Source organism: Halobacillus massiliensis, from assembly GCF_900166625.1.
GTDB lineage: Bacteria > Bacillota > Bacilli > Bacillales > Halobacillaceae > Halobacillus_A > Halobacillus_A massiliensis.
Window position 1 is genome coordinate 2084786 of sequence record NZ_LT800499.1, and the last position, 19746, is coordinate 2104531.

Consider the following 19746-nt stretch of genomic DNA (forward strand, 5'->3'; position numbering starts at 1 on the left):
AAGGAGAGATTTAATATGGTAACACCTTACAAGCATGAGCCGTTTACAGATTTCACAGTAGAGGAAAATAAAAAAGCATTCGAGGATGCTTTAAAGAAAGTAAAAGAAGAGCTGGGTCAAACTCATGATCTGCTCGTGAATGGAGAAAGAATTCGTACAGACGAAACCATTGTTTCCACAAATCCTGCAGATACCAGCCAGGTTGTTGGTACGGTTTCAAAAGCAAATCAGGAGATTGCAGAAAAAGCCATTCAGGCAGCAGCCACAGCATTTGAAGACTGGAGAAAATGGGATGAGCGGGCAAGGGCTGAAATTCTATTCCGTGCAGCCAGCATTATTAGAAGAAGAAAACACGAATTCTCTGCATACCTTGTATATGAAGTAGGTAAGCCGTGGAAAGAAGCGGATGCAGATACAGCAGAAGCCATTGACTTCCTTGAGTATTACGCCAGACAAATGATTGAGCTTAAAGATGGGAAGCCGATTGAGAGCCGTCCTGGTGAACAGAACCGTTATATCTATACACCGACTGGGGTCGCTGTTGTAATTCCACCATGGAACTTGGCATTTGCGATTATGGCAGGAACAACTATAGCTCCTATCGTAACGGGAAGTACTGTTGTTTTGAAACCTGCCAGCAACAGTCCTGTTGTTGCCGCAAAATTTGTAGAAGTGCTTGAAGAAGCCGGCCTTCCTAAAGGTGTTCTTAACTTCGTGCCTGGAAGCGGGGGAGAAGTAGGAGACTATCTTGTAGATCATCCGAAAACATCCCTTATTTCCTTTACAGGTTCCCGTGAAGTTGGAGTACGGATTCTCGAGAGAGCTGCAAAAATTCAGAAAGGTCAAAACCACATCAAACAGGTTATTGCAGAAATGGGTGGTAAAGATACCGTTGTAGTCGACAATAAAGCCAATCTTGAAACGGCCGCAGAAGCTATTATTGTATCAGCCTTTGGATTCTCTGGACAGAAATGCTCTTCCGGTTCACGTGCTGTTGTCCATGAAGAGGTTTATGATGAACTTCTTGAAATGGTAAAAGAGAAGACAGAGAAGCTTACACTGGGAAATGCAGCAGAAGAGAATGTTTATATGGGGCCTGTCGTCGATCAGGGAGCCTATGATAAGGTGATGAGCTATATTGAAATTGGAAAAGAGGAAGGACGCCTTGTGACAGGAGGTAAAGGAGATGACTCTAAAGGTTACTTCATAGAGCCGACCGTTTTTGCTGATTTGGCACCGAATTCCCGCATGCAGCTGGAAGAAATCTTTGGACCTGTTGTCTGTTTTACAAAAGCAAGTAACTTTGATGAAGCCATTGAAATAGCGAATAATACAGAATACGGCTTAACAGGTGCTGTCATATCTGATAATCGGGACCATCTAGAAAAAGCGAAAAGAGATTTCCACGTCGGCAACCTTTACTTTAACCGTAACTGTACTGGAGCAATTGTAGGATATCAGCCGTTTGGCGGCTTTAAGATGTCTGGTACAGATTCTAAAGCAGGCGGACCTGACTACTTAGCTTTGCATATGAATGCTAAAACAATTTCAGAAATGTACTAGTAATACAAAGGAGTTTTCCATATCGGAAAACTCCTTTCATCGTATTTAGTGAAAAAACCATCTGTGACTCACACTCTGTATTAATTATTCCATTGGCAGAGAAACAGGAGTCTCACAATTTTCCTAAAAGGCTTTTCCGTTTATTGATGTGTGAAGAAAAGCGGCTGGGAAATAGCTCGCTTTCCGCGGGGGGCCGGTGAGCTAGCTTGCTGCACTCGAGGATCTCACCCTGTTTCTATCTCCCTGCAGGAGTTTTGCCATTTCTCTTGATCTCTCTTTAAGAGGAGGAAGAAGGCTGTTCCGTTTATGAGGTGTGAAAAAGCGGCTGGGAAATAGCTCGCTTTCCACGGGGAGCCGGTGAGCTAGCTCGTTACACTCGAGGATCTCACCTTGGCTCTTCTCCCTGCAGGAGTCTCGCCATTTCCCAGCCTCTTTACCGGCGATGGTATGAACGGAACGCAGTAGTTTCAGTAACTACTCTAGAAAATAGTTTTCTCTTACTAATTGTTCCATTACTTCTAATAAACGCGAAGGGCCGGGGGAAAGGGCGAGACTCCTAGGGGAGGATAGAACAGGGTGAGATCCCGGAGGGCTAAAAGCCCGAGGAAGCTCAGCGTTCGCCCATGGAAAGCGAGTCGTTTCCCCAGGCCCTTTTTTCTAACACATAGTAAACGGAAATCTCTTCCCGTTTAAGGGAGAATTAAAGAAGCCTCCTTAGAAGAGAAGAACAGAGAAATCCCGGAAGCCTGAGGAAGCTCTGCGTTCGAGGACTCATAGAATGGAATATTGCTGGTCAACCGCATAAAGAGATTTTTTCAAAAACTGCAAGGAGTTTCCTCAATAGGGAGCCTCCTTTTTCTTTTTCTTTATTGAATAACCCTATATAATAATAGAAGATAAGGTGAGCGAAAACTGCTCGAAAGGTATGGGGTTTGTTTATGGAAATAAAGGATTTAATTCTTCAAGCAGAGGATATTCATAAAGCAACAGAATTGATCAGTTCAAAACTTGGAAAACCCGTGATTGTTGAAAATAAAAATTTCGAATTAATTTCGTACAGTTCTTCGTTTGAGGAATTTGATCAGACACAGCAGAAAACAATACTTTCTAAAAAGTGCCCGATTTTTATTATAGACCGTTTAAAAAAGGAAGGGATCGTACAAAAACTGGAAAAACAAACAGACCCAATCAGGGTTCATCCCATCGAAGAATTTGGATTTCACCAGCGGATTGTCATAGCCGCGAAGCATCTCGGTCATACGATGGGTTACATATGGGTGCAGGAATCTGATCAACTCCTGGAAGTTGACGAACTGAGCTTCTTAGAGGAGATTACCCCACACCTAGGAAAGCTGATATATGATGTATATGCCCGAACGAGTGCACAGGATGGTCAGAAAGAGGAGATTCTTTGGAAGCTGCTTCACCACGAATATGGGAGTGAAAGCCAAATTCGACATGAGGCTTCTCTGGCAAAATTGAGGCTGCCTGATCGCTTCTCCATAGTTGTTTTTTCTGTTACGGATCCTAAAAATAAATATTTGCTTGATTATCTCGAAGAGTCTGTCCAGTCCTTTACCCGTCACCATACGGTCAACTATTTAAAAACTGAATTTCAAATGATATTACTTCTTCATGGAGAAGCTAAGGAAGAATTTGATTCGAGAGACCTTTCGAGAAGTTTCATTCAGGAGATAAAAAATACATTTGGTGAAGAAAAATTTTATTCCTTTTTCATCGGGATAGGGAAAGAATATACCTCTTTATATTACTTAAGAAAGAGTTTCCTTGAAGCATTGGAGGTCATTGAAACCGCCAACTTTATAACCCCCCGTCCTGAAACAATGCCACGAGAATTTGCGAAATTAGGAATTTATCGTTATGTCGCAGCTCTTTATGAGAAAAACAGCTCAGAAGATTATTATAGTGAAGACCTTCTCAACCTGATGGCGAATGATTTAAAGAAACAAACCAACCTCTTACAGACGCTTGAAGTTTACCTGGCTAATAATGGGAAAGCGAAGCTTACGGCTAATGCTCTTTTTATTCATCCTAATACATTAAACTATCGAATTAAGCAAATTCAGGAATTAACGAATATAGATTTTAATGATTTTAATATGAAAAGCTATTTATATACAGAACTTCTGCTGTTAAATAATGTGGATGCTTACTACAAACGTTACACGGAAGCATTAAAAGTAAATTAATTAATGGATATTAAAAGTTATTCCAGCTTATGAATGGGAGAAGAGGCTGGGAAATGGTTCATTTTTAGCTGGGCGATTTCCCAGCCTTTAAATTTCAAAAAGCTGAGCTCAAAAAGAAAAAGCCCGGGAAATCCCGGGCTTTAGCTGTATCAACCTGTATTTCGAAGACCAGCAGCAATACCGCTTATTGTAAGCAGTACTTCTGTCAGCAATTCGTCATGTCCGTTTTCATGGTTTCTTAAATTTTTTATTAACTCTACTTGCAGGAAATTCAATGGATCGACATAGGGATTACGGAGCTTAACAGATTCCTGGATCGTAGGTTGATGATCCAATAATTCATTGTCACCCGTAATTTTCAGCAAAATATCTTTAGTCTTTTCATATTCTTCTGCAATGTTATTAAAGATTCTTTCACCCATATCCTTATCTCCTGCAAGCTCAGTGTACTCTTTTGCTGTAAATAGATCTGCTTTCGTCAGCGCCATCTGCAGGTTATCAATCGTTGAGCGGAAGAACGGCCAATTATTATACATGTTCTGCAGGTGTGTAAGGTTTTTCTCATCCTGATCAGCAAACTCCTTAAGTCCAGTTCCTGACGCATACCAGGCAGGAATGAGCTGGCGATTCTGTGTCCAGGCAAACACCCATGGGATCGCTCTTAAGTTTTCAAATTTTGTACTGTCTTTTCTCTTCATTGGACGCGAACCGATATTCAATTCGCTGATTTCCTGAAGTGGTGTGACGTCATTGAAATAAGTTAAGAAATCTTCATCTTTAAAGACGAGAGATTGATACTTTTCAAGCGATACATTAGCTGCAGTTTCCATTACATCTTCCCATAGGTCATCCCAACTATTCGCTTGTTCTGTTTCTTTAGAGATGTTTGCAGCACCTTCCAGCAGGGTGGAAATACCTTGCTCAAGACTGCGATAAGCAATTTCTCTAATTAGATAGCGGGAGGATAAAACTTCTCCCTGCTCAGTAATTTTCACACCATCTCCGAGAGTGTCAAGCGGTTGGGAAGCGATGCTGCGGTTTAAAGGGCCGCCGCCTCGTCCAAGAGATCCTCCGCGGCCGTGGAAGAATTTTAATCCGACATTATATTCTTTTGCCATGTCATGGATTTCCTGCTGAGCTTTATAAAGCCTCCAGTTGGCAGTCAGTGTGCCTCCATCTTTACTTCCATCCGAATATCCAAGCATGATTTCCTGATTACTGCCTAGATTATTAAGGTGTTTGCGATATACGTCCATTTCAAATAACGACTTTAATATTTCAGGCCCGGCTTTTAAATCATCAACTGTCTCAAGAAGGGGAGCCACGTTCAAACTGCTTTCAATTTCGCCGTTTGTATGAAGCCGGTAAATTCCTGCCTCTTTCGCAAGAACGAGGACTTCCAGAAGATCGCTTGCAGATTCTGTCATACTAATTAAGTAAACCTGTATGGATCGTTCTCCAAATTCCTTGTGTGCTTCGCGAATAAGATGAAAGACTTTCAGCATTTCTTGGGTTTCTTCAGAATAATCTTCATTTAACAATGTGATTGGACGTGGATCCTTCAGCACATTTTCCAGAAGCTTCACTTTTTCATTTTCAGGAAGTTGAGAATAGTCTTCGGTAATTCCGACATTTTTAAGGAGCTCATCAATTGCTGATTCATGTTCGCCGCTATGGTTTCTTATATCAAGTGTAGCTAAGTGGAACCCAAATAATTTAACCTGGCGGACAAGCTTTTGAAGCATTTTTAATTCATGTTTTGTCGGGTGATGTTCTTTAACCGAGTTTTGAATTTCATAAAGATCATCAAGCAGCTCCTCTGCTGTATCGTATCCATGTTCCGACTTTCCGACTTGTCTAATTTTTTCTAAAATAATGGCAAACTTGCGACGATAGATTTCACTTTCTGCTCGCCACACTTTGTCTTTAGGAAGATGTTTCTCATCTTCCGTCACCGACTGGATGAAGCTTTCACTTATATGGATTCGGTTAGTAGAATGGCTGAACCGCTTCATTAATTCAATAAGAACGGCTTCATACTTTTTCAGTACGAGCTGGCGCTGCTTTTTTAATGTGTCCCAAGTAATATCAGGTGTTACATTTGGGTTGCCATCACGGTCGCCGCCGATCCAGGATCCGAAATGGAGAATATTCGGTACTTGCCAATTTTCTTCTGGATAGACTTCTGACAGACGGTTTTCTAATTCCTGATGAATGTCAGGAAGTACATCGAATAAAGTCTGATCAAAATAATAAAGCCCGTTGCGAACTTCATCCATTACTGTAGGTTTCCTCTCACGGAGCTCGTCCGTCTGCCAGAGTACAGTCACTTCATTAAACAGGCTTTCTTCCAGGTTTTCTTTTTCACCCTTCGTAAGCTGTGCGCTGTCCAGTTCTTTCAATATACCGGCAATTCGTTTCTGAATTTCAAGTACGGTCCGTTTTGTTGCTTCTGTAGGGTGTGCCGTAATAATCAATTCCAGTGATAAGGTATTTAATACGTCTTGAATTACAGTCTTATCGATATTATTTTCTTTAAGGTTTAATACGGCACTTTCAAGTGAATATGGCTGTGCTCCGTGGTCTTCCCGAAGCTGATACTCTCTGCGTCGGCGAATACGGTGATTTTGCTCAGCGATGTTTACGAGGTGAAAGTAAATGGAGAATGCCCGAATGACCTGAGAACGAAGAGGAGGCTTTAAATCTTTGATTTCCTCTTTTAATTGGGTGTATGCTTCATAATTCTGATTGCTTCGAATTTCTTTCGTCAGTTTTCTGATGTTTTCTACTTTGTTAAGTAATTTTTCTCCCCCATGATGGACAAGAATATCTCCGAGTATACTGCCGAGTAAATTGACATCACGCCTTAATGGCGTGGTATGGTCACTTTTTTGCTGCTGTAATTTCATGATTTCACCATCCTGTATGTTCTTGTTATTTAGCGTGGCATTGATAAACCATCGCTTATATTCACATAATGTTATCAGAATTTTTTGGATAGTCAAATGAAGTGTATAGCTGAACCCCTTGGTGTAAGCGCTTTTATGTTTAAGAGTGGCTTATATATTCTGATACGGTAAAAGAAAGATCATCATTTCCAAAGAGTGAAAGTACTTCAATCAATACACTGCTTGAAATAGGGTCAGCATCTTTTTTGGGAATTGTTTCTTCTAACGCTTTTAGCAGTTTTTTATTCTCCCCTTGCTGCGGATAAGCTTTTTTGTATAGCCTCAAAGGATCGAGATCATTATTGATGCACCATTGTGCAAAAATAAGAATCATTGTTTCTTCATCCTTCACGTATTGCTGAATGACTTTTTCATCTATTTCTTTACGATCCATTTTCTCTCTCCTTTCATTTGATATCACGAGGAAATACCAGGTTTCAAAGAAAGCCGCCGGATAAGGGCGACTTTCGTAATCTTTAACCTAATACTTTTTTGATGACTTTTAAGCCTATTTGAGAGCCGGGATAACGAAAATTCTGGTCAAATTTAGTAGTCTGCTTAGTAATGCCCTTTTCATGAGTAAAAGTATCAAAACTTGCCTTTCCATGATAGCTTCCAATTCCAGAGCTTCCCACCCCGCCAAAAGGCAGGTGGGGATTTAATATATGATAGAGCGTGTCATTGATACATCCACCGCCAAAAGAAAGAGATTCGGTTACTTTTCTTTGGTCTTTTTCATTTTCCCCAAAGTAGTAGAGGGCAAGAGGTTTGGGCTGACTGCCGATCTGGTCGATTACTTCATCTAAGTCATCATAGGTTAGGACGGGAAGAACAGGACCGAAAATTTCATCCGCCATTATTTTGTCCGTCCAAGTTACCTGATCAATAACCGTGGGTTCAATTTTTAGATTTTTAGAATCTATACGTCCGCCGACCAGGATGTTACCATCATCAAGCAAGCTGGAAAGCCGGTCAAAATGAGCCTTGTTGACTATTTTTACATAATCCTCGTTGAGAAGAGACTGCTCTCCGTAAAATTCATAAATATATTTCTTAACAGCTTCTATTAAATCTTCTTTGATTTCATGGTGTACATAAAGGTAATCAGGAGCTATGCACGTCTGGCCAGCATTCAAAAATTTGCCCCATACGATTCGCTTGGCTGCTAAATTTACAGATGCATCTTTATGAACAATCGCCGGACTCTTTCCACCGAGTTCAAGAGTAATTGGAATCAGCTGTTCACCGGCCTTTTTCATAATTTCTTTGCCTACTGGTACACTTCCTGTAAAAAAAACGTAATCTAATGGCTGTTCCATCAATTCCTGGGTTACTTCTTTTCCACCTTCAACTACTGCAATTAAGTGACTTGGGAAGTATTGCTCAACCATTCTTTTTATTACCCAGGAAACAGTAGGAGTGAGCTCGGAAGGCTTAATAATTACTGTATTTCCACTAGCAATCGCACCAATTACGGGCGCAAGGGCCAACTGGAATGGATAATTCCATGGGGCGATGACTAAGACAGTTCCATACGGCTCTTTCACAATATAGTTCTTTGAGCCTGTGTGGGTTAAGGGTGTTTTAACATTCGTTGGTGCCATCCATGATTTCAGATTTTTTAAATGATCTTTGATTTCCATTTTTAAAAACGCGATCTCTGCCGTATAAGCCTCATAATCTGACTTATTAAGGTCAAATTTTAGAGCTTTTAATATCGGTTCTTCAAAAGTCTCAAGCATTTTTCTAAGTTTGATTAACTGTTCTTTGCGAAACTCGTAACTTTTCGTATGACCTTCTTTAAACCAATCTTTTTGCAGCTTAACAAGCGATTGCATTAAAATTCCTCCTTAATTTTGATAAGTGGATGCTGGTAAAAGTCATATGCGATAATGGTATTTGGAAAGATCTTTTTTGCCTCTTCCTCCAGCTGCCTGATGCCGTCTCCATGGTAACGGGAGGAAATGTGTGTAAGGAGCAGCTGGCCTACATGAGACTCTTTCGCCAGAGTAGCAGCCTGTTCTACTGTAGAATGGAAATAATCGTGGGCCATAGCTTCTTCATTACTGGCAAATGTACCTTCATGAACAAGCAGGTCAAACCCATACAGCGGCTCTTTAAGCTTGGATAAGAAGCGAGTATCCCCTAAAATCGCCAGTCTTCTTCCTCTTTTGGGAGGACCCGTCACTTCTGCCCGGTAAATCGTAGTACCATCGTCCAAAACTGTCTTATCCTGCTGTTTGATCTTCTGATAGAGCGGACCCGGCTGAATGCCCAGCTCTTTAAGCATATCCGGCAATAGCTCACCTAGTTTATCTTTTTCTTTAATGAAATAGCCGTAACTGTCCAGACCGTGAAGGAGACGAACAGCTTCTACTTGAAAATCATCATCTTCAAAAAGGATTCCTTCCTCAATTTCGAGGATATGGAGAGGGTATTTCAAGCGGGTGCCACTGATTCTGAGACTTACCTCAATGTATTCTTTTATACCCTTAGGTCCGTAAACAGTAACAGGGGTTTCCCCGCCCTGGAAAGAGCGGCTGCTTAATAAACCTGGCAGCCCATATAAGTGGTCGCCGTGCAGGTGGGTGATAAATATTTTTTCAATTCTCCGCGGACGGATATTTGTTTTGAGGATTTGGTGCTGGGTGGCTTCTCCACAATCGAACACCCAAGTGGTGCCGCGTTCTTCTAACAGTCGAAGTACAAGGGAAGAAACGTTCCGTTCTTTAGAGGGTACACCTGATCCTGTACCAAGAAAATATAATTCCATATATGTATCCTCCTTCCTAACTATAATACCACCTAAGGGCAGCGGGTACACATAAAATACTATTCGTTAGGGAAATCTAACTCGCCAGTAAACTGCCATAAATAAAAGAAAAACTGACGCTTTTTAGCGCCAGTTAAAAGCAAGTCCGCAAATTGTTTGTCTTTTCTATGTTCCTATAATGGCTTCTTTGATTTTCAAAATTGAGGATTCCGTTCCGTTTACCTGAATATGTAGAAGCCGACATGGGGAACCATGGACGAACGGTAAGCTTCCATACGCTAAAGCCTTTTGCGATCTTACCCTGTTCTTTTCTCCCATAGAAATACCAGCCGCATGGCTTTTACTCCATTAAACGAAACTGTCATTATTTCTTCCATTTTCCTGATCAAATGAGTGATAGAGGAGAGAACTTATCAGCTCAAAGGGTTCTGCTGTTTTGGATTTTATCCCTGTAGGCGACAGCTTGATGAGGTACATCTGTAAAAATACCATCACAGCCAAGTCTGAAACATTTGGCCATATAACTATAGCGATTAATCGTGTAAACCCGCAGCGGCATTTTTTCTTTTTGACACTGATCTAATAGCTTTCGATCAAGGAGACGATATTTCACATGAAGATCTGAAGCGCCGTGCTCCTGAGCAAAGTTTGGAAGGTTTCTCCGGGCCGTAGAAGTTAAAAAGGCAGTAGGGACTTTTTTATTAAGCTCATGAACTCTGGTCACACTGTTTAAGTTGAAACTGGATATGACCGTGCGATAGAGCACATCATACTTTTTAAGCAAATCCAGCACGATTTCTTCAATTTTTTTATACTCAATGACATTTGTTTTTAATTCTACATTTAATACCATAGGAAGAGGTTTAAACCAGCAAAGAAATTCTTCCAATGTTAAAATGGAACAGTCAGAATATTTTGTAGAAAACCAGCTGCCGGCATCTAGTTTTTTTATCTGCTCACCCGTATAATCCTGCACAAATCCGGTACCATTTGTAGTACGGCGAACTGTTTCATCATGGATCAGCACAGGTATATTATCTTTAGTAAGCTGAACATCAATCTCAAGACCGTCTGCACCAGCATCACTTGCCAGCTGATAAGCCGCCATTGTATTTTCAGGGGCCATCCGGCTGGCTCCCCTATGGGCATAAATTAAAGTTTTCGCCATACGGTTTCACCTCTTTGGACTATTAATAAGATATGATTTTGAAGGATGAATCTCAAAAAGTCAATGTAAGGGAGTTTATGTGTAATGGATAAATGGCAAACGAAGCAGCAATTAACAGATCTGCTGTGTTCTTTAGTGGAATACCCAAGTGTAACAGGCACAAACGCAGAAATCGCTATCTTTGAATACTTATATTATATTTTAGAGGACAGGGATTATTATAAAAAGCAGCCTTCCCATTTAAAACTGCATCCGTTAAATGATGGTCGTCAGTTCCTTTCAGCATTGGTAAAAAACGGAGATTCACAAGAGACGCTGGTCCTCATCGCTCACGCCGATGTAGTTTCTGTTCAGGATTACGGATCATTAATCAACCTTGCATTCTACCCGAAGGAACTTACACAAGAATTGCAAAAACATACGGAGAATCTGCCCGATGATGCTTTAAAAGACCTTCAGTCAGGAAACTGGATATTCGGGCGGGGGACGATGGATATGAAAGCAGGCTTAACGGTCCATTTATCACTGTTAGAGAAAGCGATGAATGGAGAGTTTCAAGGAAATCTGCTGCTAATAGCTGTACCGGATGAAGAAGCCAATTCAGAAGGCATGCTTGCATCGCTGCCAGTCCTTGACGAACTTCAGAAAGAACATGGGCTAACATATAAAGCTGCTGTAAATACAGAGCCGATGTTCAGTAAGTATCCTGGAGATCCTGCCTATTATATGTATACCGGCTCTATTGGAAAAGCACTTCCTGGATTTCTGTGCTACGGAAAAGAAACACACGCAGGGGAGCCTTTTGGTGGATTAAATGCAAATTTAATGATCAGTTATCTTGCTAAAGAATTAGAATTGAATGAAGCATTTATAGAAGAAGTGGATGGGGACAGAACGCCGCCGCCTATCAGCCTCATGCAAAAAGACTTAAAGGAAGAGTATTCAGTACAGACTCCGCAGGCAGCCGTTGCAATGTACAATGTACTGTTTATGAAACAATCCGTTTATGAAATGAATGATAAGCTATTAAATGCCGCCCAACGTGCGAAGAAGAAAATCATTGATCATTACTATAAAAAAGCAGGTTATTACTTAAAAGCAGAACAGAAGTCTGCCTTCGAACCTGACATCCAGGTTATTACTTATAAGGAACTTTATAAAGAAGCCGTAAAGCGTCATGGGGAAGAGGAAGTGAAAAGAAGAATTAACCTGCTCATTAAGCAGCGATCTCAAGGAGACAGGGATTTTTCCACTACTTTAGTTAATACACTGGCTTCATTGTGCAAAGACCTTTCACCGATGATGGTGCTTTTTTACAGCCCGCCGTTCTATCCAGCGGTTTCCTCTCATCATGACCCGCTAATTAAGAAAATTGCAGGCTTTGCCAGAGACTATGCAAAAAAAGAATATAATGTCGACGTTCTCACTCAGGAATACTTTCCTGGATTGTCCGATTTAAGCTTTATAGGGCCTGTTACAACTTCTTCATCCATTGAACAGCTTGTCGAGCAAATGCCTATCCAGGATAAAGGATTCAGCCTGCCTTCAAATTTAATGGATTCTGTCACTATGCCGATCATTAATATTGGTCCATTAGGGAAAGATCCTCACCAGTGGACAGAACGACTCGAGTTAACCTACAGTTTTGAAAAACTGCCTGTTATTCTTACACAGTGCTGCCATCAGTTATTAAAATCATAATCTTAAAAAGCTGTCGAAACTTCGACGGCTTTTTAATTATATTCTAAGGCTGTTTTTATAGGATAGCCCAGAAAATCATGCTACAATGAGAAAAATGAACAATCATTCATTATTGGAGGCTTTAGTATTGAGAACCATTAAAGATATAATTCAACCGATAACTGTTCCGACTCCATATGCAGTAGGCGATGTCCATGCCTACTTACTGCGAAGTGACACCGTCACCTTAATTGATGCGGGGGTAAAAACAACAGCTGCATGGGAAGCTATGAAGTCCCAGCTCAAAGAATATAACACGGGTCCGGAAGATGTGGAGCAAATTGTGCTCACCCATCATCATCCTGACCATACCGGTTTGTTAGAACGATTCCCGAATGCAAAATTATTAGGGCATGAGAAGGTTAAGCCATGGATTGAAAAAGATGAAGTCTTTATTCAAAAATACGAGAACTTTTTTAAAGAATTATATAAGGAAGCAGGAGTTCCAGAGCAATACATGGCTGCTTTGGAAGAATCAAAAAAGACTTTAAAATACATTGGTGATGGTATACTTTCTGCGCGCTTAGAGGAAGGTGACTTGATTCCTTCACACGAGGAGTGGGAGGTCATTGAAACCCCCGGTCATGCCCAAAGTCACATATCTTTATTTAGAGAAGCAGACGGTTCTTTAATTGCGGGTGATCATTTGTTATTTCACATATCTTCAAACCCACTTCTAGAACCACCTTATCTTGATGAAAATAGACGTCCACTACCTCAGGTCCAATATAGGGAGTCCCTGAAGAAGTTGTTAAATTATGAAGTAGGAGACATTTACCCAGGACATGGCAAAACCTTTAAAGAAGCACATCAGTTAATTAGGCGACGCCTAAATAAACAAGAAGAAAGAGCAAAGCAGGTAAGAAATATGCTTATCGAAAAACCGCTGACAGCTTTTGAGGTCTGTAAGAAGCTCTTTCCAAAACATATGGAAAGCCAGTTCGGATTAACGATATCTGAAACAATGGGGCAGCTTGATTACTTAGATTTTACTTCTCAAGTTCAATATCAATTTGATAGTGGACAGAAATTTTATTATGTAAACAGGTGATTATATGAATGACAATTTAAAAGACAAAAAAATATTAATTACAGGAGCTACGAGCGGAATTGGTTTATACTTATCGATTCATTTAGCCGGAAAAGGGGCTCAATTAATTTTAATAGCCCGTTCTACGGAAAAACTGGAGATCATTTGTCATACTTTAAGAAAAACGTATGGAGGCAAAGTTCAAGGTTATACAGCTGACTTATCAAGTGACAGAGACTGGGAAAAAGTGCTGAAGCAAATTAATGAAGAAATCGGTGTAATAGATGTGTTAATAAATAATGCGGGGATGGGGATATTTGAGAATGTTGCTGATAGCAATTGGAAAGATATTGATCAAATGATCCAAATTAACTTCAGTGCATTAGTTAGAGCATCCCATTTTTGGATGCCGCATTTTGTGCAACGGAAAAGTGGTCATATAGTAAATATAAGTTCACAGTCAGCGAAAATGGCGACCCCTAAATCAGCTGTTTATTCGGCTACGAAGCATGCTGTTCTTGGTTTTTCTAATGCTTTAAGGATGGAAGGAGCGAAAGACGGAGTGCTAGTAACGACCGTTAATTTAGGTCCTGTAAAAACGAACTTTTTTAAACAGGCGGATCCATCAGGAAATTATGAGAAAGCAATAGCTTCCTTAATGCTTAGTCCAAACAGTGTAGCGAGAATGATAACAAATCATTTATTTACTTCGAAACGGGAAATAAACCTGCCCATTTGGATGGAAGCTGGAAGTAAAGTGTATCAAATTATGCCTTCCCTTATAGAAAGATTGTTTGCCAGGCAGTTTGCCAGTAAATAATTTTTGCATGGATGAGCCTTATTTTCTAATATGGAAACAGGAGGGGATATAAGATGAAGCTGACGATTACAGAAGATGCATTGAAAGAGCTAAAACAGGTAAAAACCAGCAACCATACCGCTCTTCGTCTCTATTACGATACGGCAGGCATGGGCTGTGGGGTCAATGGACAGCCGACTATTCGGTTTACGGATCTTGTAAGAGAAGAGAAGGATGAAACAGTGGAAAATGAAGATTTTCATGTGATTATAGATAAGCAGCAGGCTGTTTTCTTTCAAAAAGACATGAAGCTTGCTTTTACAAAGGGAACATTCAGGCTTTCCAGCCCTGAAGGAATTCTAACTCCGATCATCCCTGTGGCCAGTGTGACAAAAGAGGTATATCTATGAGTAATAGGAAGCGAAAAGAAGAAGAGTTACTGAGACAATCTATTAGTGAGGATATTGCGGAGAAGCTTCAAAATAAAAAGAAGCAGTTAAAGCAGCAGGAAGAAGAACGTGCGGAAAAAGAAAAGAAAAAGAGAATCCAGCAGAGAAAAAAACAGGAAGAGAATAAAAGCTTTGAGGACCTTTTCAATGAAAGTGAAATGGACTGGAAATCTTTCAAATAAAACATGAACAGTACCATTTAATAAATTTATTAATAAAGAAGGAACCCTATGGTTTTACACCGAGGGTTCCTTCTTTATTAGCACTCTATATTATACATTTCACTCCACAAGGTTATTCGGTAATGCCTACTTGATTGAGGCCGTCTTCAGTAGCCTTGGCTTCTTCGCTGCCTTCCCCGTAGATATCAACAGCAGATTGAATCAGAACTTCTCGTGCATGGCTGAAATCAGAATTCGGTGTTAAATACTCATTTAAGGCACGGTAGTAAATTTGTCCAAGCTTTTCTTTTCCAATCTGTTCCCCTGTAATATAAGCGGCATGGTTAATAATAGAGGAGTTAATATGAACGCCTCCATTATCCAGGTTTAGTGGAAGGTCATAATATTCATCCATGTGTGAAGGATACATACCGCTGCCATCGCCGTAAGGCACATAGGCTGCATTAACTGGATATTTGCTTGGATCGCTTAAACTGCGAAGAGAAGTTCTTCCGGAAGATTTTGCATCTTCTCCCATAATATCTTCACCAACCTCCCAATCTTCATCATCCACTAGTGCTCCGAAAATATCTGAAAAAGCTTCATTAAGGGCGCCTGACTGGTTACGGTATCTTAAATTAGCCGTATGTGTAGTGACACCATGGGTCATCTCATGGGCCGCAACATCCAATCCAGCCGATAACGGTACCATAAATTCTCCATCACCGTCTCCATAAGTCATATAACTGCCGTTCCAAAAGGCGTTATTATAATCTTCACCAAAATGGACAACAGACATAATGGCCATTCCTTCATCATCGATAGAATTGCGGCCATGTTCTTCTAAATAGTAATCGTACACTTCTTCTGAGTTGTAGTGTGCGTCTACTGCAGGTCTATCGTAGTCGTCCTTAAAGGAAGCACTATTATTCTTATAAAGCTCTGCAGAACCACTAAATTGATTTTTCATATCATATGTCATGATACCTTCTAGTCCATTATGAGTTGTATCATAAAGGTAGAATTCTGTACCCTTTGAATTTCTATCATTTTTATGACTGATATGTAAATTTCTATGTTCACCTAGTACCCCTAAACCGGCACCGTTAGCGGACTTATATTCGTCTGCATGCATGAGAGCGTTGTATTGGTCAACAATCTCACCTGATTTAGCATCGACATACACAAACCAGTTGCCTGGATCTTCTCCCATGAAGTTTACATTTACCTTGTAGGTAAGGTAGTTCTTATCATTAAATGGATAAATTACGAGCTCTGAAGAAGGGCTTTCCACTAGATCATTCGTCGCTTTTACAGACTGTTTTGCAATGGAAATACTTTCAACTTTTGATAGGGAAGCTTTTGTAGATATATTATCCTCTTCTACAGAGTCACTAAATTGTCCGTTTACAGATTGGATCTTGTTTTCCTTGTCATAAGTAACAGCTATTTCATGTCCTTCAACGGGAACTCCATTCTTTATCTGCTGTAATTTAACATGCTTCATTTTCAAGTCATCGGTTTTTACTTCTTTAGATTTCAAGTTCTTTTCCGGCACATTTATTTTATATTTATTACTATTTTCTTTTAAGAAATTTAAAGCATTTTGGGCATTAGCTTCATTTTGTTTCTTAGCTTGTTTTTCTTTAACGAAGAAAGGTTTACCTGTATCTGCTTTCTCTTTATTAGCCTGTGAGTATGAGGGGACGGATTGAGTACTTACTGCGTCCGACTGCAAAGGGGAAACCATGCCCATTAGAAGTGCAGAAGAAAGGACAGCTGCTGGCAATACATGTTTCTTTTTCATAAAATTCCTCCTAAGATATAATAAAACAATTATAGAAAAATATAGAAAATAACTATAGAGTATTTTGAACTGTTTATTAATTTAGAAAATTATTAATATTTCCAACTATTGTAGGTTGATCGTTAGTTTAAGAGATCTTAAGTTTGAAAAATCATTTCAGAGAAAAAAAGTAAATAATCTTTAAGTAGGAAATTTCGTATTACGAAATTTTATATAAAAATAAAAAAACCTTAAAGATTAATTTAATCTTTAAGGTTTTTTACTCTTAACGGTGCTTATCATATTTAAGAGGTTTCGTCATGGATTGTACTTCACCGAATATTTGATCAGTGATTGGGGTGGCAGAAAGGTAGGTCAGGTTTTTCTCAAGCTGCTCAACTGAACTGGCACCAAAGACGGCAGTAGCTACAGAAGAGTGGTACAGGATATATTGCAGGGCCAGGGCTTCAGCCGTACGATCTTCACTCTGGTAGTCCCGCCACTTTTTCTCAATGGCCAGCAGTTCTTCATAACTGTATTCAAGAAAACCTTCTTTTCCTTTTTCATTTACCTTTTCTTCAGCATTAGAGGAAAGCATTCCTTTAGCCATCGGCCCCCGGGCCAAAACGCTGATGTTGTTCTCTGTTAGGAGATTGAGAATTTCTTCCTCTGGTCTTCTGTCAAGAAGGTTGTACTGCATCATGACACTAACAATTGAAGAATTTCTCACAAATTCCCTAATAACATTAGGACGGATCGAAGAGATTCCATACTCTCGAATCAATCCTTCCTTTTTCAGTTCTTCAAAAGCTTCAATCGTTTCGTCTATAGGATCTTCAATCGTTCCTCCATGAAGCTGGTACAAGTCTATATAGTCAGTCCCCAGCCGCTGTAGGCTGTCTTTTACACCGCTTTTTATATGTTTTTTTGAAGGATCCCATGTCCAGCCTTCTTGACCCGGCGTGAAATTATTGCCGACTTTTGTTCCGAGAATGACTTCTTCCCTGCGGTCTTTTATCGCTTCACCGACAATGCGTTCATTTTCACCAAAGTCATATAAGTCGGCAGTATCCAAATAATTAATCCCCGCATCGAGCGCACGGTCTATGATTTCTTTGGCCTTGTTATAGTCTGAACCCAGCGACATACAGCCAAGACCTATTTCAGAAACATGCAGATCAGAATTTCCAATTTGTCTTTTATTCATAAAGTTGAACTTCCTTTCACTTGAGAGTTTTAAAACGGATAATTTACCATCTTTAGCTTTATATAAGGTTATAGTTCAAGTCTTTTCTCTCCCTATGATAAACTATTTATAGACTTTAAGAGAGGATGAAGCATGTGCGTAAATTTGAAGAAGTCACCACAGAATCTGAGGAGATCTATAAAGGGAGAATCGTCCATTTAAAGGTTGACAGTGTTACTTTACCCGATGGGAATACATCTAAACGAGAGATCATTAAGCATCCGGGAGCGGTAGCGATAATTGCTCAAAAGGAAGATGGCAAAATTATATTTGTAGAGCAGTATCGTAAAGCGATGGAAAAAAGTATGGTAGAGATTCCCGCCGGCAAGCTTGAAGAAGGTGAGGAGCCTATTGTAACAGCTAAGCGTGAGCTGGAGGAAGAAACGGGATATACTTCTGATAATTTAAAGTTGATCCGTACATTTTATACTTCCCCCGGGTTTGCCGATGAACTCGTCCATGTTTATTATACGAATGATCTTACAAAGCTTGAAGAAAAAGTAGACGGAGATGAAGATGAGTTCGTGGAGCTTATGGAACTGACTCTAACTGAAGCCGAGAAGCTGGAGGAAGAAGAGAGAATACATGATGCTAAAACTTCCTACGCCCTTCTATATTTAAAATTGAGGGAGCAAAAGTGACTGCTCATTTCTTTGCCGACCTTCATGTTCACATAGGCAGAGACTGGCAAGGACACCCTGTAAAGATTACTGGATCAAAAAACTTAACACTTACTGAAATTTTGAAAACGGCAAGCAGAAGAAAAGGAATTGACTTAGTCGGAGTGATAGATGCTCAGGCTCCGCGAGTACAGGAGGAACTGATCGATCTAATCAAACGAGGAATGGCTTCAGAATTAACCAGGGGAGGGGTACTGTTCGAAAAAACGCTGCTAATTCTCGGTAGTGAGATAGAAATCTATGATTCAAGATGCAGCGGACCAATCCATGTTCTCTGTTATCTTCCGACTTTGGAAAAAATGAAAGTATTCAGCTCGTGGCTTGCAGAACGAATGACTAATATTCATCTTAGTTCCCAAAGGTTCTATGGGAAAGGTATTGAGCTTCAGGAAAAAGTTCGGCAATTAGGCGGATTGTTTATTCCCGCTCATATTTTCACTCCTTATAAGAGTCTTTACGGTAAAGGTGTAAAAAAGAGCCTGAGTGAAGTATTTGAGTATCATTTAATAGATGCAGTAGAACTTGGCTTAAGTTCAGATACAGGAATGGCTGACGGTATTTCAGAGCTTCATGATTTTCCACTTCTTACGAATTCTGATGCGCACTCCTCTGGAAAGATAGCGAGAGAATACCAGAAGCTGCAGCTAAACCGGTTGTCGTTTGAGGAATTTGCAAAAGCTCTGAAGAGTGAGGATGAATGCGGAATTATTTCTAACTATGGGATGAACCCAAAACTCGGGAAATATCATCAGTCTGTTTGTGCCATGTGCTATTGGCATGCGAAAAGTTCTCAAGTTCATTGCGAAAACTGCGGATCAAATAAAATAGTTAAAGGTGTATCTGATCGTATAGAAGAGTTGAGTAACGGTTTTTCACCCCCAAGAAGGCCGCCTTACATCTATCAAGTGCCTCTTGACTATCTTCCCGGGGTAGGGAAAAAAACCTATGAAAAGCTGCTGGATGCTTTTGGCACGGAAATGGCGGTTTTGCATGAGGCTTCTTATAGCAATCTATGTGAAGTAGTTACTAAACAGGTAGCCGAGTCGATAACATTGATGCGAGCAGGGAAGCTTAAGATTGAATCCGGAGGGGGAGGACATTACGGAAAAGTAGCAAAAAATCTCTCTTAAATTTGGTCTATTTTTTATTCTTTCTTCATAGAGTAGTCGTAGTAGAGGAGAAAGGATGAAGCT

16 protein-coding genes are annotated in these 19746 nt (G+C 40.1%); 9 read left to right on the forward strand and 7 right to left on the reverse strand.

Annotated elements, in window-relative coordinates:
- The first annotated feature begins 15 nt into the window (after window positions 1–15).
- Window positions 16–1563, forward strand: a complete 1548-nt coding sequence (gene pruA, locus B7E06_RS10380; RefSeq protein WP_082233913.1) for an L-glutamate gamma-semialdehyde dehydrogenase — start codon at window positions 16–18, stop codon at window positions 1561–1563.
- Window positions 1564–2501: 938 nt separating this feature from the next.
- A complete protein-coding gene (locus B7E06_RS10385) occupies window positions 2502–3773 on the forward strand; it encodes a PucR family transcriptional regulator (RefSeq protein ID WP_082233914.1) in 1272 nt (423 codons plus the stop codon).
- Window positions 3774–3922: 149 nt separating this feature from the next.
- Here the strand turns inward: B7E06_RS10385 and ppc are convergent, their stop codons facing one another.
- The 5 genes from ppc to B7E06_RS10410 form a co-directional block, all read right to left on the reverse strand.
- On the reverse strand, window positions 3923–6682 hold the full coding sequence (gene ppc / locus B7E06_RS10390; protein ID WP_082233915.1) for a phosphoenolpyruvate carboxylase: 2760 nt from the start codon (window positions 6680–6682) through the stop codon (window positions 3923–3925).
- Between the two features lie 139 nt (window positions 6683–6821).
- The gene (locus B7E06_RS10395) at window positions 6822–7115 is read right to left on the reverse strand and encodes a hypothetical protein (protein WP_082233916.1); all 294 of its coding nucleotides are present in this window, start codon (window positions 7113–7115) and stop codon (window positions 6822–6824) included.
- A gap of 82 nt (window positions 7116–7197) precedes the next feature.
- Window positions 7198–8559 (reverse strand): aldehyde dehydrogenase, encoded by a 1362-nt coding sequence (locus B7E06_RS10400; protein ID WP_082233917.1) that lies wholly within the window; start codon window positions 8557–8559, stop codon window positions 7198–7200.
- Window positions 8559–9494: a ribonuclease Z gene (gene rnz, locus B7E06_RS10405; RefSeq protein WP_082233918.1), complete on the reverse strand. Its 936-nt coding sequence runs from the start codon at window positions 9492–9494 to the stop codon at window positions 8559–8561. Before rnz ends, B7E06_RS10400 begins: the two co-directional genes overlap by 1 nt.
- A gap of 418 nt (window positions 9495–9912) precedes the next feature.
- On the reverse strand, window positions 9913–10662 hold the full coding sequence (locus B7E06_RS10410; protein ID WP_082233919.1) for a glycerophosphodiester phosphodiesterase: 750 nt from the start codon (window positions 10660–10662) through the stop codon (window positions 9913–9915).
- A gap of 84 nt (window positions 10663–10746) precedes the next feature.
- On the opposite strand from B7E06_RS10410, the gene B7E06_RS10415 reads away from it, so the two are divergent.
- The 5 genes from B7E06_RS10415 to B7E06_RS10435 all read left to right on the forward strand — a co-directional run bounded on the left by B7E06_RS10415 (window position 10747) and on the right by B7E06_RS10435 (window position 14862).
- A complete protein-coding gene (locus tag B7E06_RS10415; RefSeq protein ID WP_082233920.1) occupies window positions 10747–12363 on the forward strand; it encodes a M20/M25/M40 family metallo-hydrolase in 1617 nt (538 codons plus the stop codon).
- Window positions 12364–12490: 127 nt separating this feature from the next.
- Window positions 12491–13453, forward strand: coding sequence for an MBL fold metallo-hydrolase (locus B7E06_RS10420; RefSeq protein WP_082233921.1), 963 nt, complete (start codon window positions 12491–12493; stop codon window positions 13451–13453).
- Between the two features lie 4 nt (window positions 13454–13457).
- On the forward strand, window positions 13458–14252 hold the full coding sequence (locus tag B7E06_RS10425) for an SDR family NAD(P)-dependent oxidoreductase (protein ID WP_082233922.1): 795 nt from the start codon (window positions 13458–13460) through the stop codon (window positions 14250–14252).
- A 53-nt stretch (window positions 14253–14305) separates the two neighbouring features.
- Entirely contained in the window at window positions 14306–14641 is a 336-nt protein-coding gene (locus tag B7E06_RS10430) for an iron-sulfur cluster biosynthesis family protein (protein WP_082233923.1), read from the forward strand.
- A complete protein-coding gene (locus B7E06_RS10435) occupies window positions 14638–14862 on the forward strand; it encodes a DUF3886 domain-containing protein (RefSeq protein ID WP_082233924.1) in 225 nt (74 codons plus the stop codon). Before B7E06_RS10430 ends, B7E06_RS10435 begins: the two co-directional genes overlap by 4 nt.
- Window positions 14863–14974: 112 nt before the next feature.
- Here B7E06_RS10435 and B7E06_RS10440 read toward each other — a convergent pair whose 3' ends face one another.
- Both B7E06_RS10440 and B7E06_RS10445 read right to left on the reverse strand, forming a co-directional pair.
- Entirely contained in the window at window positions 14975–16648 is a 1674-nt protein-coding gene (locus tag B7E06_RS10440; protein ID WP_082233925.1) for a M4 family metallopeptidase, read from the reverse strand.
- Between the two features lie 265 nt (window positions 16649–16913).
- Window positions 16914–17834, reverse strand: coding sequence for an aldo/keto reductase (locus B7E06_RS10445; protein WP_082233926.1), 921 nt, complete (start codon window positions 17832–17834; stop codon window positions 16914–16916).
- Window positions 17835–17968: 134 nt separating this feature from the next.
- On the opposite strand from B7E06_RS10445, the gene B7E06_RS10450 reads away from it, so the two are divergent.
- Complete coding sequence (locus B7E06_RS10450; RefSeq protein WP_082233927.1) at window positions 17969–18514, forward strand: NUDIX domain-containing protein; 546 nt, start codon at window positions 17969–17971, stop codon at window positions 18512–18514.
- Window positions 18511–19683, forward strand: coding sequence for a TIGR00375 family protein (locus B7E06_RS10455; RefSeq protein ID WP_082233928.1), 1173 nt, complete (start codon window positions 18511–18513; stop codon window positions 19681–19683). Before B7E06_RS10450 ends, B7E06_RS10455 begins: the two co-directional genes overlap by 4 nt.
- Window positions 19684–19746: the final 63 nt, after the last annotated feature.